A 14,152-nucleotide genomic window follows, 5' to 3' on the forward strand; every position below is an offset into this window, starting at 1 on the left:
GGGGCTCACCGGCTCGTACCCCGGTCCACTACAGGTCGAGCACCGCGCGCAGCGCCTGGCTGACGCGGTCCATCACCGCCGTGTCGACGGGCCCGAGCAGCTTAGCGCCGTCGAAGCGCGTGACCCTCAACTGCTGGAGGTTGACCGCCACGGCGGTCGACGGCAGCGGGTCCTCGATCACCACGGACATCGCGGTGTCCGGGTAGCGCCCGGCGTCGTGGAGGACGACGGTGAGCACCGCGCCGTACGCCTCCTCCAGACCGTCCAGCGAGACGATCAGGACACTGCGCCCGTCACCGAGCGCCCAAATCTCACCACGTTTCACAGGGCGTCGCCCTCGCCGCCCAGATCCTCGCCGAGACCGAGCGACGCGAGCCGGCGGGCGGAGTCGAGCACGGCCTGCCGCTGGGCGGCGCGCACGATGTAGGCGTTGAGGGACAGACCGGCTGCCGCCGCCCCCGCCTTGATCGATGCGTTGATCTCGTCCGGGATACGGAGCGTCATGGCGGTCATGCGACCGACCATAGCAACCGGGGTGTGGTTGCACCATGTGGTGTCACACGCCGAAGGGGTCCGGGACTCACGCAGCGGGCGGCAGCGCCGCGCACAGTGCCTGGAGCGCGCCGTTGAACGCGTGATCGGGCGGGGCGCCGAAGCCGATCACCAGACCTTCGCGCGGCTCCATGGCGCTGTCCGGGTGCCGGAAGGCGTCGAGCCCCTCCAGCGCCAGGCCCAGCCGCCCGGCGGCGCGCACCGTGTCCCGCTCGGTGCCCGGCGGGAGATCGAGCACCGCGTGCAGCCCGGCGGCGATACCACTGACCTCGATGTGCGGTGCCCGTTCGGCGAGGACCGCGACGAGCCGGTCGCGCCGCCGCCGGTAGGTGCGCCGCATGAGCCGCACATGCCGGTCGTAAGCGCCGCGGGCGACGAAGTCGGCGAGGGTCAGCTGGTCGGTGACGCCGGTCCACATCTCGCGGACACCCTTGACGGCCAGCACGTCGTCCACGAGCGCGTCCGGCAGCGCCATCCACCCCAGCCGCAGCGCGGGGGAGAGGCTCTTGCTCGTGGAGCCCAGATACACCACCCGGTCGGGATCGAGCCCCTGGACGGCGCCGACCGGCTCCCGGTCGTAGCGGAACTCACCGTCGTAGTCGTCCTCCAGCACCACCGCCCCGGTGGCCCGCGCCCAGTCGACGGCCGCCGTCCGCCGCTCCGGACGCAGCGGCCCTCCGGTCGGGAACTGGTGGGCGGGCGTGAGCAGTACCGCCCCCGCGTCGACCCCGTCCAGCTCGGCGGTCCGCGCACCGCCCGCGTCCACGGTCAGCGGCACGGTGCGCAGCCCGGCGCCCGTGAGCAGCGAACGGTGGAAGGCCAGCCCGTACGACTCGACGGCCACCGTCCCGGCCAGCACCTCCCCGAGGATCCGCAGGGCATGGGCGAAACCGGCGCAGACGACGATCCGGTGGGGCGCGGTCCGTACCCCACGGGCGCGCGCCAGATACTCGGTGAGCGCCGTACGCAGTTCGATCCGGCCCCGGGGGTCGCCGACGCCGAACGCGTCCCCCGGCGCGCCGCCCAGCGCCCGGCGCGCGGACGTGAGCCACGCCGAGCGCGGGAACGCGGTGGCGTCCGGCGACGTCGGCATGAAGTCGTACGCCACCGGACCCGCCGCGGGCGCGGCAGGCCGGGCGCGGTCCCTGGCGACCGGCAGCGGCGAGACGCGCGAGGCGACACGGGTGCCCGACCCCTGGCGAGCCGTGAGCCAGCCCTCGGCGACGAGTTCGGCGTACGCCTCGCCCACGGTGTTACGGGCGATGCCCAGATCCACGGCCAGCGTGCGGTACGGCGGCAGCCGGGTGCCCGGCGCCAGCCGGCCCGACGTGATGGCCTCCCGCAGGGCGAGCATCAACTGCTCCCGGCGCGATCCCCGTCCGCTCAGCTCCAGATGCAGATCCGTCCCCGCGGACGGGTCCGCCTCACCAGAATTGACCTGTCGATCCGCCATGGAAACGCACCCTACGCAAGGTCTCCACCCCCGGCGGAAGCCGGTCGGCCGGCCCGACCCGATTTGCCGACCCGGCAAGTTCTCTTGGTGCGGGCGCGCCGTCCGCCGAATCATGGTGAGCGGAAACGATCACCCCGAGGAGGACCCATGCCGGACCCCACGACCCCGTCCGAGCCAGCCACCCCCGTCACCCCGCCGGGCGCCCGGCACCGTCTGGTGGACGTTCCCGGCGGCCGTATCCACCTGGTCGAACAGGGCAGCGGCCCCCTCGTCCTGCTGGTCCACGGCTTTCCCGAATCCTGGTACTCCTGGCGCCACCAGCTCCCGGCACTCGCCGCCGCCGGATACCGCGCGGTGGCCGTCGACGTACGCGGCTACGGACGCTCCTCGAAGCCCCCGGCCGTCGAGGACTACCGGATGCTCGCCCACGTCGCCGACAACGTCGGCGTCGTACACGCCCTCGGGGAGAAGACCGCGACGATCGTCGGGCACGACTGGGGGTCGAACATCGCCGCCGACTCGGCGCTGCTGTGTCCCGACGTCTTCACCGCGGTGGCGCTCCTCGGCGTCCCGTACGCCCCGCGCGGCGGCCCCCGCCCGACCGAGGCGTTCGCGCGGATCGGCGGCGACGAGGAGTTCTACGTCAGCTACTTCCAGACCCCGGGCCGCGCCGAGGCCGAGATCGAGTCCGACGTCCGGGGCTGGCTGGCCGGCTTCTACGCCGGGATCTCCGGCGAGACCATGCCGCCGCCCGACGAGCCGAGCCTCTACTTCGTGCCGCCCGGCGGCAGGCTCCGCGACCGGTTCCCCACCGGCCCGCTGCCCGCCTGGCTCTCCGAGGCCGACCTCGACCACTACGCGGGCGAGTTCGAGCGCACCGGAGCGACCGGCGCGCTCAACCGCTACCGCAACGTCGACCGCGACTGGGCCGATCTGGCCGCCTGGCACGGCACCCCGCTCACCCAGCCCTCGCTCTTCATCGGCGGCGCGCTCGACGCCTCCCTCGCGTGGATGGCGGACGCCGTCAAGGCCTACCCGACCACCCTTCCCGGTCTCGTCTCGTCGCACATCATCGACGGCTGCGGGCACTGGGTGCAGCAGGAGCGCCCCGACGAGGTCAACGGTCTGCTGACCGAGTGGCTGGCCGCGCTCCCGGCACGCTGACCGCGGGCGGGCGACACGTGGACGGTCCGGGTGGTCCGGCCGGCGGCGGGCCGGACCACCCGAACGGCGGCATGTCCACACCGTCCCGCGACCGAAAGGGGGCGGGCCGCCGGGCGGGCCGGGAACGGGCGCCGCCGAGGGGCGGGCACGAGGCGCGAAGGGACGTTACCCACGGTCCGCCGACGTCACCGGCAGCCCGCCAGCGAAAGGGGACACACCGGGCAAAGCGGTGAGAATGGTCGAACCGAGCACGCTGATCAGTTCGATCAGGTCAAGGAGTGAAGTCAGTGGAGAACGCCGACGTCCGGCCGACCGGGCCCGCTCTGCCGACGGGCCGTGGCGACCTCAGCTACGGAGTCGTACGCGCCCTGCGTGGCCGCCCCGGTTCCGGCACCCCCCTGCCGCCGAGCGGGGCCGCCGACGACGCCGCCCCCTACGGCGAGGACCTGCACCTCGCGCTCTACCTCTGCTACGAACTGCACTACCGCGGATTCTGCGGCGTCGACCCCGCCTGGGAGTGGGATCCCGCGCTGCTCGCCTTCCGCGCCGACCTCGAACGCCGCTTCCTCGACGCGCTGCGCGCGGACACCAAACGCCGCACCGACATCGACGAGGCGCTCGCCGACCTGCTGGTCGAATCACCGGACGACGCGAGCACGTCCCACTACCTCCGCGACGAGGGCGAGCTGTGGCACCTGCGGGAGTACGCCGCCCAGCGCTCGGTCTACCACCTGAAGGAGGCCGACCCGCACGCCTGGGTGATCCCCCGGCTCCGGGGCCGCGCCAAGGCGGCCATGGTCGCGGCCGAGTTCGACGAGTTCGGCGCGGGCCACGCGGACCGGATGCACTCACGGCTCTTCGCGGGCCTCATGACGGACCTCGGGCTCGACACGACGTACGGCCGGTATGTCGACGTCGCCCCGGGGGAGATGCTGGCCTGCGTCAATCTGATGTCGCTGTTCGGCCTGCACCGCGCGCTCCGCGGCGCGCTGGTCGGGCACTTCGCCGCCGTCGAGGTCGTCGCCTCGCCCGCGTCCCGCCGGCTGGCGGAGGCGATGCGGCGCGTGGACGCGGGCGACGCGGCCGTGCACTTCTACGCCGAGCACGTGGCCGACGACGCCGCCCACGAGCGGCTCGTACGCCGCGAGGTCGTCGGCGGGCTGCTGGAGGAGGAGCCGTGGCTGGAGACGGACGTGGCCTTCGGCGCCGACGCCACCGGTGTACTGGACGCGCGTCTCGCCGAGCGACTGCTTCCCGCCTGGCGGGACGGCCTCTCCGGACTCCGTACGCCCCTGTGAACCCGGCAGCGTGAGAAAGCCCCGCCCCCACCGCTTGGCGAGGGGGACGGGGCCGGCTCGTTCCTGAGCCCGGATTCACGCGGTGTTCACGAGCCGAGCGACCGCGCCCGCACCGGCGTACTGAGCGCCTGCTGACCCCCACTGGCCAGCATCCGCACCTCGCCCCGGTCGCTGATCTCCGCGCGCACGATGCCCGTCTCGTCCTCGTACACCGGGAATCCGCCCGCCCCGGCCCGGCCGGTACGCCGGACCGTCACCGCGTCCCGTTCGACGCCCTCGCGTGGGGCGGTACTCGTCGGGTCCGCCGGGGTCGGTTCCTCGAAGGTCAGCTCGTAGCGTTCCGGGTACGCCATGGGGGGCCTCCTCCCGCGATAGGCACCACCCCCCATGGTCACCCAGTCAGGGCAGGCGGGCGACTCCGGCGTAGACGGCGTTCTCCTCGGCCTCCGGCGCGGCCGTGTCCTTGTACCACTCGGGCCCGGTGACGAGTCCGGGCTCGACGAGGTCGAGACCGTCGAAGAACCGCGCCACCTCGTCGCGGGTGCGGAAGCTCAGCTCGATCCCGCCCTTGCCGTAGGTCCCGGTGATCTGGGCCTTCAGCTCCTCGTGGAAGTCGAAGGTGCCGTGCGAGAGCACCAGATAACTGCCGGGCACGAACGCGTCGAGGAGGGTGCGGGTGATCTCGTACGGTCCGTCGCTGTCCGGGATGAAATGCATCAGCGCGATCAGCGACACCGCCACGGGCCGGTCGAAGTCCAGATGCCCGCGCGCGTGGTCGAGGATCGCCCCGGGATCGCGTACGTCCGCCTCGATGTAGTCGGTGCCGCCCTCCACCGTGCTGAACAGCAGCGCCTCGGCGTGCCGCAGCACGATCGGGTCGTTGTCCGTGTAGACGACCCGGGCCTTCGGATTGATCTCCTGGACTATCTGGTGGAGGTTCGGCGAGGTCGGGATACCGGTGCCGATGTCGAGGAACTGGTCGACGCCCTGGCGCGCCAGCCACGCGGACGCGCGGTGCATGAAGGCACGGTTCTGCCGGGCGCTGCGCTTGCCCAGCTCCGGAAGCTGCTCGCCGACGGCCCGGTCGACGGGGTAGTTGTCCTTGCCGCCCAGGAGCCAGTCGTACACCCGCGCCGGGTGCGGTCTGCTCGTGTCGACCTGGGACTTCGGTGAAGCTGCGTTCATGGGGCGCTCCGTTGACTGTCTGATCCGAACAGGGGGGTGGCGAGGGGGAGGAGCGCGGCACCGGCGACGGCCCGCGGCCGGATTCCGGCGGTCACAGCGTGTCGCGGAAGTCGGACAGCAACTGCCTCGTGCGGCCCGCGGACTCCGCGTGGGCCACCATCCGGTCCATGGCCTCCATGTGCTCGGAGACCTCGGCGTCCTCGTCGAGATAGAGCGCGCCGGTCAGATACTCGATGTAGACCATGTCGCGCACCTCGGGGATGCCGAAGCGGAACAGAACGAAGGGGCTGTACGTGCCGGGGTGGTGGCCGGCGCTGAACTCGGCGACCTGGAGCGTCACGTTCGGCAGTTCGCTCGCTTCGAGCAGCCGGTCGACCTGGGCGCGCATCACGGCCGGCGACCCGACGTGCCGGCGCAGCACGGTCTCGTCCAGTACGGCCCAGAAGACGGGCGCGTCGGTACGGGTCAGCAGCGCCTGGCGCTCCATCCGCAGCGCGACCTGGCGCTCGATCCGGGCGGAGCCGGCGAGCTGCTGGCCCAGGGCCCCGGCGGTCAGGATGTGCCGCGCGTACTCCTCGGTCTGGAGCAGTCCCGGCACGAAGTGCGGCTCGTAGCAGCGTATGGTCGTCGCGGCCTCTTCGAGGCTGACGTAGCCGCTGAACCAGTCGGGCAGCACGTCGTGGAACCGCTGCCACCAGCCGGGTCTGTTGGCCTCGTCGGCCAGCCGGAGGAAGACGTCTATCTCCTCGTCCGGCACGTTGTACGCGGGCAGAAGGATCTGGAGATAGGGGACTTTGAGCCCGACCTCCGCCATCTCCATCCGGCGGACGGTGGCCGCCGTGACACGCAGCAGCCGGCCGGACTGCTCCCGGCTGAGCCCCGCCTTCTCACGCAGCGCCAACAGCTGCCTGCTGAGCACGATCTGACCGATCGTCGGAGCCGACCGTGGCTCGCTCACTTCGCACCCCCGAGCACCACCGCAGCCATGGCGGACAGTCTGCCACAGCAACTCCCCTGTGCGGCAGTCCTGTTGATCTTTCCCGGCGTGCGGGCGGCGGGTCCGGCCGCCGTGCTCCGTGATCTCAAGTCCTCAGCTCGATCCAGGGTCTTGGCCGTCGGGGCGGCCGGTCGGGCTCGCATGCGCTCGTGCGTGCTGCCCTGGCCGAAAAGGTGCGGGCACGGGCGACAGCATGTCCTTCCGGAGCCCGTGCCACCAGAGGGCGGTGCTCCGGTCAGGCCCGCCGGAGAGAATTCCACACGGTCATCACGGTTTCCGTGCGCCCGGGTTACGCGGGCGTCAAACCCGGTCTGCCGGCCTCCGTGACGAAGGACGCCGCCCTGGTGAGCGCCGAGCCCGGCTTCGTCACGGCCGTCAGGGTGTTGAAGGTGACCGTCGCCCGGTCCGGCGTGAGCGTGAACGTCGTATAGCCCCGGCGCCCGTTGTAGTACTTCATATGCGGATTGGCGGAGGTGAGGTTGGTCCAGTTGGACGGCTTCTCCGCGCCGTCCATGCCGCTGCTGACCGAGGTCGTGGCGATCTCCGTCCCCACCACCCGGGACTTCGGGTCGTCGAAGTTCTCCTTGAGGTCGAAGCCGTAGCCCACGTGCACGTCGCCGGTCAGCACCATCAGATTGTCGACACCGGCCGTCTTCGCGCCGTCCAGAACCCGTTGGCGGGAGGCCGTGTACCCGTCCCACGCGTCCATCGACAGCTTGAAGTCGGCCCCCGGCCTGTCACGGCGCTGGGCGAACGTGACCTGCTGGGCCAGCAGATTCCATGTCGCGTTCGAGCTCTTCCAGCCGTCGAGCAGCCAGCGCTCCTGTGTCGCGCCGGTCATGGTGCGCTTCGGATCCTTCGACTCGGCGCCCGGGACCTGCCAGTTGGCTCCCTGCACCTGGTTGGAGCGGTACTGGCGGGTGTCGAGGATGTCGAACTGCGCGAGCTGTCCGAAGTGCAGCCGGCGGTAGAGCTGCATGTCGGGTCCCTCGGGCTGCTGCGGGGCGCGCAGCGGCTGGTTCTCCCAGTACGCGCGGTACGCGGCGGCCCGCCGGAGCAGGAACTCCTCCGGCGGTACGTCGTTCTCGGGTGTCTCGTCCGCGTAATTGTTCTCGGTCTCGTGGTCGTCCCAGGTGACGACGAAGGGGTGCGCGGCGTGCGCGGCCATCAGATCCGGGTCGGACTTGTAGAGCCCGTAGCGCAGCCGGTAGTCCTCCAGCGTCAGGGTCTCCGCGTTGTAGTGCGCGGGCAGCGTGCGGTCGGTGTACTTCCGCGAGCCGCCCTCCGCCGTCACCGCGTACTCGTACAGGTAGTCGCCGAGGTGCACGACGACATCGAGGTCCTCGGTCGCCAGATGCTGGTACGCCGTGAAATAGCCGTGGTAGTAGGCCTGGCAGGACAGTGTGGCGAAGCTGAGCCGGCTGGGCGAGGACCCGGCGGCGGGGGCGGTACGGGTGCGGCCGGCCGGACTGATCCACGTACCGACGCGGAAGCGGTAGAAGTAGTAGCGGTCGGCGGACAGCCCCGGCACCTCGACGCGCACGCTGTGGTGGAACTCCGGATGGGCGGTCGCGGTGCCGTTCTTGACGATCTGGGCGAACCGCTCGTCATGGGCCACCTCCCACTCCACCTCGACCCGCTCGGCGGGCAGACCGCTGTCCGCCGTGTACGGCTCGGGCGCCAGCCGGGTCCAGAGCAGAGCCGTGTCGGGCAGCGGGTCGCCCGATGCGACGCCCAGCGTGAAGGGGTTCTTGGTGATGTCCCTGGGGTTGAGCCGGCGGGCGCTCGCCGCCCCGGCGGTCGGCATGTTCGCCGCGAAGGCGAGCACGGCCGCGGCGCCGGTGCGGGTGACGAATTGACGGCGGTCGATACGGCGGGCGGCAGCGCGGAATTCCGGCAGATGATTTCCCATGGTGAGAACTCATATGCCCTGTTATGTACGTTTACTGACCCCGCATCAGAGTGATCTCTCCTCCTCCCGGCGCAGCCCGGCGTGCAGGGCGCGGGTGTGGTCCACCTCCCGTACGGGTCCGGTCAGCAGGGCCCGCGCGGTGAGCCGGGTGTCCGTGCTCGACGCGGCGAGCCGAAGCTCCAGCTCGCCCGGCTCCACGATCCGGCGCCCGTCCCGTCCGGTGAAGGAGGCGAGGTCGGCGGGGACGCTCGCGCTGATCCTCGCCGTCTCGCCCGGGGCGAGCGGCACCCGCAGATAGCCCACGAGCCGCTGGACCGGCTGGACGACGGAGGCGACCGGGTCGTGCAGATACAGCTGCACCACCTCCGTCCCCGGCCGGCCGCCGGTGTTGCGCACCGTGAAGGACAGCCGCAGCGTGCCGTCGGTCGGCGCGGCGCGGTCGGCGCTCAGCCCGGACCAGACGAAGGAGGTGTACGTCAGCCCGTGCCCGAATCCGAACGCGGGCGTCGGATCGACATTCGACGAGTCACCCGCCCGCGCCAGCCGCGAGGCCAGATAGGTGGACGGCTGACCGCCCGGCCGCCGGGGAACGCTCACCGGCAGCCGGCCCGAGGGCTCGACCCGGCCGCTCAGCACCCCGGCGATCGCCCGCGCACCCTCCTGCCCGGGGAAGAACGTCTGCACGATCGCCGCCGACGCCTCGACGGCGTCGTCGCCCAGCGCGTACGGCCGTCCGGCGAGCAGCGTGACCACCACCGGCGTCCCGGTGTCGAGCAGCGTGTCGAGCAACTGCTGCTGTACGCCGGGAAGGGCCAGCGACTCCGCGTCGCAGCCCTCACCACTCGTACCCCGGCCGAAGAGGCCCGCCCGGTCGCCGAGCGCCGCGACGATCACATCCGCCCCGCGCACCGCCCGCAGCGCCGCGGCGAAACCGTCGGTGACCGCGGAGTCGATGCCGCAGCCGGCCGCGGTGACGATCTCGCAGCCGGGGAACTCCGACAGCAACCCCTGGAGCAGCGTGGGCAGTTGCACCCCCGCCGGAGTCCCTGGGTGCTGGGATCCGACATGCACGGGGAAGGAGTAGCAGCCCAGGACCGCCATGGGTGTGTCGGCCTGGGGTCCGACCACCGCGATCCGGGCCGGCCGCGTCAGCGGCAGGACCCCGTCGTTCCGCAGCAGGATCACCGACCGCTCGGCGAGACGGCGGGAGATGTCCCGGTGGGCGGCGGTGTCCAGGTCCACCGTGCCGCGCAGTCGGCGGGGCGCGCCGGGATCGGCGTCCGCGAGGGTGTCCGCCAGCGCGGGCGGCAGCGGGCTCCAGTCCGGGTCGAGCAGGCCGAGCTGCGCCTTCTGTGTCAGCACCCGGCGCAGGGCCCGGTCGACCGTCGCCCGCGTCGGCTCGCCCGCGGCGACGGCCTCCCGCAGCGGCTGCCCGAACGTCTTCACGGTGGGCAGCTCGACATCGACACCGGCCGTCAGGGCGATGGCCGCCGCCTGGCCCCAGTCGGCGGCCACTCCGTGCAGGGACTTGAGGAACGCGATACCGAAGTAGTCGGCCACGACGGTGCCTTCGAAGCCCCAGGTGTCCCGCAGCAGCCCCGTCAGCGACTGCTCGTCGGCGGCGCCCGGTATGCCGTCGGTGTCGGTGTACGCGTGCATCACCGACCGCGCTCCGCTCTCCCTGACGGCCATCTCGAAGGGGAGCAGGATCACATCGGCGCGCTCCCGGAACCCCATGCTCACCGGGGCCAGATTGCGCCCGGCGCGGGAGGCCGAGTAGCCCGCGAAGTGCTTCAGCGTGGCGACGAGCCCGGTGGACTCCAGCCCCCGCACATACGCGGTGGCGATGGTCCCCACGAGATACGGGTCCTCGCCGATGGTCTCCTCCACCCGGCCCCATCGGGCGTCGCGCACCACGTCGAGCACGGGGGCCAGCCCCTGGTGCACGCCCACGGACCGCATGTCGCCGCCGATCGCCGCCGCCATCGTCCGGACCAGCTCCGGATCGAAGGAGGCGCCCCAGGACAGCGGCACCGGATACGTGGTGGCGCCCCAGGCGGCGAAGCCCGCCAGACACTCGTCGTGGGCCATCGCCGGGATGCCGAACCGGCCGCCCGCGATGATCCGTTCCTGCGTACGCATCAGGGACAGGGCGCCCAGGGCGGGATCGACGGGGACGGTCCCGAACGGTCGGGTCAGCTGGCCGAGTCCATAAGGGATCAGCTCCTCCAGGCCGGGCGGCTCGTCCATGTCGTGCTGGTGCGGGGCGACCTCGGCGCCGTCGGGGGAGGCGCCCGCCCACAGGCCGTACAGCTGGGCCAGTTTCTCCTCCAGGGTCATCGCGGCGATCAGTTCCTCGACGCGGGCGGCGCGGGCGGCCCGCAGCGCGTCCTTGGCGGCGGTCGCGCCCGAGGCGTCGGTGGTCACGTCGGCGGTCACTTTCCTCCCACCCCCATCAGCCCCTGGACCAGGGCCCGCCGGGCGAACAGGTAGACGAGCAGGACGGGCACGGTGGACAGCACCACGGCGGCCAGCAGGCCGGGGATGTCGACGCCGTACTGGGTCTGGAAGTTGTAGAGGCCCAGGGTGAGCACCTTGGTCTCCTCGGACTGGGTGAGCACGAGCGGGAAGAGGAACCCGTTCCACGCCTGGAGCGCCGCGAACACGACGACGGTGGACAGCCCGCTCCTCGACAGCGGGACGACGAGGCGGAAGAACACCCGCCGCGCGTCCGCGCCGTCGATGGCCATCGCCTCGAAGAGGTCGTCGGTGATGTCGCGCATGGTGCCGGTCAGGATGAGCACACAGACCGGCATACAGAACGCGGCCGTCGGCAGGATGACGCCGATGAGGTTGTCGTAGAGGCCCGCCTGGCTGATGACGTAGAACATCGGCACGATCACCGCCTGCGCGGGAATCGCCAGACCCAGCAGGAAGAGCCGGAAGACACCGGAGGTGGTCCGGCGCCGGTTGCGGACGATCGCGAAGGCCAGCGGCGGTACGAGCAGCACCACGATCGCCACCACACTGGCCGTCACGATCAGGGTGTTGACGAAGTACCGGCCGAAGCCGTTGGAGAGACTGTTCAGATAGTTGGCGAGGGTGAACTCGTCCGGGAGGCCCAGCGGACCGCCCGTGCCGTAGTCCGCGCGCGAGCGCACACCGGCGCCGAGCATGACGTACAGCGGCAGACCGACGACGAACAGCCAGAGCGTGACGCCCACGCCGGCCAGGTAGTTGGGGCGGCGCCGTCTCATATGCCCTCCTTGGTGCCGGCCATCTTGTCGAAGCCGGAGACCCGCACCACGACCAGCGAGACGGCGGTCGCCACCAGGACCAGCAGCAGCGCGATGGCGGCGCCGGCGCCGAACTCGAAGCCCTTGAAGGCCTTCTGGTACATGTAGTAGGCGCTGATGGTGGTGTCGGTGCCCGGCCCGCCCTGGGTGAGGATCAGCACGGTGTCGAAGGTGGTCAGACCCCCGACGACCATGAGGATCACCGAGGTGATGATCGAGTTGCGCAGCTGCGGCAGCGTGATGTGGAAGAACTGCCGCACCCGCCCGGCGCCGTCGATCTCCGCCGCCTGGTAGAGGACCACCGGGATCGCCCGCGCCGCGCCCTGATGGATGAGGGCGTGCAGCGGGGTGAACTGCCAGGTGCTCACCAGGACCAGTACGGCGATGGCTCCCGTACGGCTGCCGAGAAGGTTGCCGTCCCCGAAGAGCCAGGCGGCCTCCGAGGGGACCCCGAAGTTCGGGTCGAGCAGCGCCCGCCACAGCACCGACACGGCGGTGGCGGACAGCAGCAGCGGGACGAAGAAGACCGCCGACAGCACGGCCCGGTTGCGCTGCGGACCCGCCGCCCACACACCGAGCAGGACGCTCAGCGGGGTCTGGACCACCACCCCAAGGACGGTGAGCAGCACGCTCAGCCAGAGACTCTTGATCATCACCGGGTCGTGGAACAGCGTCACCCAGTTGTCGAAGCCGGCGAACTGCGGTGAGCCGAGCCCCGACCAGGTGGTGAAGGACAGGACGGCCACCAGCACCAGCGGCACGACGGCGAACAGGGCGAAGAACACGACGGCGGGCAGTGCCCAGCCGAGACCGGGCCGGTGCCCGTCCTGGACGGACCGGACGGACCGGACGGACCCGACGGAAGGGACGGGCCCGGCGGACCCGGCGGACTTCAGGGAAGGTGCGGGAGAGACCATGGACGACGTCACCCTCAGACGGTCGTGAGGGCTTGCATGGCCTTGATGAAGCCGTCCGCGTCGAGTTGCTTGTTGAAGAACTGCTGGACCGCCACATAGATGGGCGTCATGTTCTTCGGCGGATACGCCTGGTCCCACGAGAGCTGGAACGCGGGTGCCTTGTCCACCAGGTCGTACTGGTACTTCAGATACTCCGGGTTGTCCGCGGCGTCCAGGAACTTCGTGGTGTTCGTGGTGGTCGGCAGATTGCCGATCGCCAGGTGCGCCTCCACGAACTCGTCCGAGTACATGAGCTTCAGGAACTCGGCTATCGCGTCGGCGTGCTTCGTCGACTTGCGGACGGAGTAGAAGTTGTTGGTGTTGCCGACGAGGTCGGCGGCGTCGCCCTTGCCACCCTCGACGCTCGGGAAGGTCCCGTAACCGAGGTCGTTCCTGGCGAAGTCGGGGTCCGCCTCCTGCTGGGTGGAGTACGCCCAGGAGCCCATCAGTTCGAAGCCGGCCTTGCCGCTCGCCAGCAGGGCGGGGGAGCCCCCGTCGGTGAACTTGACCGAGTCGTAGTTGGTGCCGAAGGCGCCCGCGTCGATGAGCTGCCTCAGCATGTCCAGCGCCTTCCGGCTGTCGGCGCTCTCCCAGACGTCCTTCTCGCCGGCCAGCGCCTTCTTGAACAGCTCGGGGCCCGCCACACGGTCGTACAGATACTCGAACCACATCATCGTGGTCCACTTGTCGCCGCCGCCGAGGGCGATGGGGGTGACTCCCGCGTCCTTCAGGGACTTCACGGCGGCCAGCAGGTCGTCCCAGGTGCGGGGCGGCTCGATGCCGGCGTCGGCGAGCACCTTCTTGTTGTGGAACAGCAGCACCGGCTGGGTGCCGCGCATCGGCACGCCGTACGACTTCCCTTCGACCTGCGCGGTTTCGAAGACGGACGGCAGGAAGTTCGCCTTCAGCCCCGGATCCTTCTTGATCATGTCGTCCAGCGGCAACAGCAGATCCGCCGCCACGAACGGCTGGATGCTGCCGCCGCCCCAGTTGAAGAACACGTCCGGGGCCTGCGGGGTGTTGATGACCGTCTGGAGCTTCTGCTGGTAGTCGGCGCCCGGGACGGTGTCCAGGACCGCCTTGACCTCGGAGGTCTTGTTGAACGTCGCGACGAGTTGCTTCTCCACCCGGTTCCCGGCATCGCCGTAGACCAGTACGTGGAACTCGTCCGAACCACCGGAGGAGGAGCCGCCGCCACAGGCCACCAGGCCCAGACTCAGAGCCAGCGCCGCGCCGCCTGCGACGGCCCGACGGAACCGTACGCGTGTCTTCATCGGTCGACCTCTCGAAAGTATCGGGAATCTGCCCGAAAGTCTCTGTGGGGAGCGACCGTAAGGTC

General features: G+C 71.1%; 13 protein-coding genes. 2 read left to right on the top strand and 11 right to left on the bottom strand.

Annotated features, from left to right (window positions below):
* Nucleotides 1-28: 28 nt before the first annotated feature.
* From ACFYNU_RS34060 to ACFYNU_RS34070, 3 genes are all read right to left on the bottom strand, one after another.
* On the bottom strand, nucleotides 29-325 hold the full coding sequence (locus ACFYNU_RS34060; protein WP_356589027.1) for a hypothetical protein: 297 nt from the start codon (nucleotides 323-325) through the stop codon (nucleotides 29-31).
* A complete protein-coding gene (locus ACFYNU_RS34065) occupies nucleotides 322-513 on the bottom strand; it encodes a toxin-antitoxin system HicB family antitoxin (RefSeq protein WP_229701224.1) in 192 nt (63 codons plus the stop codon). Before ACFYNU_RS34065 ends, ACFYNU_RS34060 begins: the two co-directional genes overlap by 4 nt.
* A gap of 67 nt (nucleotides 514-580) precedes the next feature.
* Entirely contained in the window at nucleotides 581-2,005 is a 1,425-nt protein-coding gene (locus ACFYNU_RS34070; protein WP_356589029.1) for a PLP-dependent aminotransferase family protein, read from the bottom strand.
* A gap of 147 nt (nucleotides 2,006-2,152) precedes the next feature.
* On the opposite strand from ACFYNU_RS34070, the gene ACFYNU_RS34075 reads away from it, so the two are divergent.
* Both ACFYNU_RS34075 and ACFYNU_RS34080 read left to right on the top strand, forming a co-directional pair.
* Entirely contained in the window at nucleotides 2,153-3,169 is a 1,017-nt protein-coding gene (locus ACFYNU_RS34075) for an alpha/beta hydrolase (protein ID WP_356589031.1), read from the top strand.
* 287 nt (nucleotides 3,170-3,456) lie between these two features.
* Nucleotides 3,457-4,467 (top strand): iron-containing redox enzyme family protein, encoded by a 1,011-nt coding sequence (locus tag ACFYNU_RS34080; protein ID WP_356589033.1) that lies wholly within the window; start codon nucleotides 3,457-3,459, stop codon nucleotides 4,465-4,467.
* Between the two features lie 86 nt (nucleotides 4,468-4,553).
* Here ACFYNU_RS34080 and ACFYNU_RS34085 read toward each other — a convergent pair whose 3' ends face one another.
* The 8 genes from ACFYNU_RS34085 to ACFYNU_RS34120 all read right to left on the bottom strand — a co-directional run bounded on the left by ACFYNU_RS34085 (nucleotide 4,554) and on the right by ACFYNU_RS34120 (nucleotide 14,087).
* Nucleotides 4,554-4,820: a DUF6296 family protein gene (locus ACFYNU_RS34085; RefSeq protein ID WP_356589035.1), complete on the bottom strand. Its 267-nt coding sequence runs from the start codon at nucleotides 4,818-4,820 to the stop codon at nucleotides 4,554-4,556.
* A 46-nt stretch (nucleotides 4,821-4,866) separates the two neighbouring features.
* Nucleotides 4,867-5,652 carry an SAM-dependent methyltransferase gene (locus tag ACFYNU_RS34090; RefSeq protein WP_356589037.1) on the bottom strand — a complete coding sequence of 262 codons (786 nt, stop codon included), beginning with the start codon at nucleotides 5,650-5,652 and terminating at the stop codon, nucleotides 4,867-4,869.
* Between the two features lie 91 nt (nucleotides 5,653-5,743).
* Nucleotides 5,744-6,610 carry a helix-turn-helix transcriptional regulator gene (locus ACFYNU_RS34095; RefSeq protein ID WP_356589039.1) on the bottom strand — a complete coding sequence of 289 codons (867 nt, stop codon included), beginning with the start codon at nucleotides 6,608-6,610 and terminating at the stop codon, nucleotides 5,744-5,746.
* 328 nt (nucleotides 6,611-6,938) lie between these two features.
* A complete protein-coding gene (locus ACFYNU_RS34100; RefSeq protein ID WP_356589041.1) occupies nucleotides 6,939-8,561 on the bottom strand; it encodes an alkaline phosphatase D family protein in 1,623 nt (540 codons plus the stop codon).
* Nucleotides 8,562-8,606: 45 nt separating this feature from the next.
* The gene (locus ACFYNU_RS34105; RefSeq protein WP_388768317.1) at nucleotides 8,607-11,000 is read right to left on the bottom strand and encodes a glycoside hydrolase family 3 N-terminal domain-containing protein; all 2,394 of its coding nucleotides are present in this window, start codon (nucleotides 10,998-11,000) and stop codon (nucleotides 8,607-8,609) included.
* Nucleotides 10,997-11,818: a carbohydrate ABC transporter permease gene (locus ACFYNU_RS34110; RefSeq protein WP_356589043.1), complete on the bottom strand. Its 822-nt coding sequence runs from the start codon at nucleotides 11,816-11,818 to the stop codon at nucleotides 10,997-10,999. The genes ACFYNU_RS34105 and ACFYNU_RS34110 overlap by 4 nt, the downstream gene beginning before the upstream one ends.
* On the bottom strand, nucleotides 11,815-12,774 hold the full coding sequence (locus tag ACFYNU_RS34115; RefSeq protein ID WP_356589045.1) for a sugar ABC transporter permease: 960 nt from the start codon (nucleotides 12,772-12,774) through the stop codon (nucleotides 11,815-11,817). Before ACFYNU_RS34115 ends, ACFYNU_RS34110 begins: the two co-directional genes overlap by 4 nt.
* A 14-nt stretch (nucleotides 12,775-12,788) precedes the next feature.
* Nucleotides 12,789-14,087, bottom strand: coding sequence for an extracellular solute-binding protein (locus tag ACFYNU_RS34120; RefSeq protein ID WP_356589047.1), 1,299 nt, complete (start codon nucleotides 14,085-14,087; stop codon nucleotides 12,789-12,791).
* Nucleotides 14,088-14,152: the final 65 nt, after the last annotated feature.

Origin of the sequence: Streptomyces sp. NPDC006643 (assembly GCF_042870175.1) — a bacterium.
Taxonomy (GTDB): domain Bacteria; phylum Actinomycetota; class Actinomycetes; order Streptomycetales; family Streptomycetaceae; genus Streptomyces.

Coding starts and splice junctions, on each gene's coding strand:
- ACFYNU_RS34115 (WP_356589045.1), bottom strand. CDS start 12,774: ATGGTCTCTCCCGCACCTTCCCTGAAGTCCGCCGGGTCCGCCGGGCCC.
- ACFYNU_RS34120 (WP_356589047.1), bottom strand. CDS start 14,087: ATGAAGACACGCGTACGGTTCCGTCGGGCCGTCGCAGGCGGCGCGGCG.
- ACFYNU_RS34070 (WP_356589029.1), bottom strand. CDS start 2,005: ATGGCGGATCGACAGGTCAATTCTGGTGAGGCGGACCCGTCCGCGGGG.
- ACFYNU_RS34090 (WP_356589037.1), bottom strand. CDS start 5,652: ATGAACGCAGCTTCACCGAAGTCCCAGGTCGACACGAGCAGACCGCAC.
- ACFYNU_RS34075 (WP_356589031.1), top strand. CDS start 2,153: ATGCCGGACCCCACGACCCCGTCCGAGCCAGCCACCCCCGTCACCCCG.
- ACFYNU_RS34110 (WP_356589043.1), bottom strand. CDS start 11,818: ATGAGACGGCGCCGCCCCAACTACCTGGCCGGCGTGGGCGTCACGCTC.
- ACFYNU_RS34065 (WP_229701224.1), bottom strand. CDS start 513: ATGACCGCCATGACGCTCCGTATCCCGGACGAGATCAACGCATCGATC.
- ACFYNU_RS34100 (WP_356589041.1), bottom strand. CDS start 8,561: ATGGGAAATCATCTGCCGGAATTCCGCGCTGCCGCCCGCCGTATCGAC.
- ACFYNU_RS34085 (WP_356589035.1), bottom strand. CDS start 4,820: ATGGCGTACCCGGAACGCTACGAGCTGACCTTCGAGGAACCGACCCCG.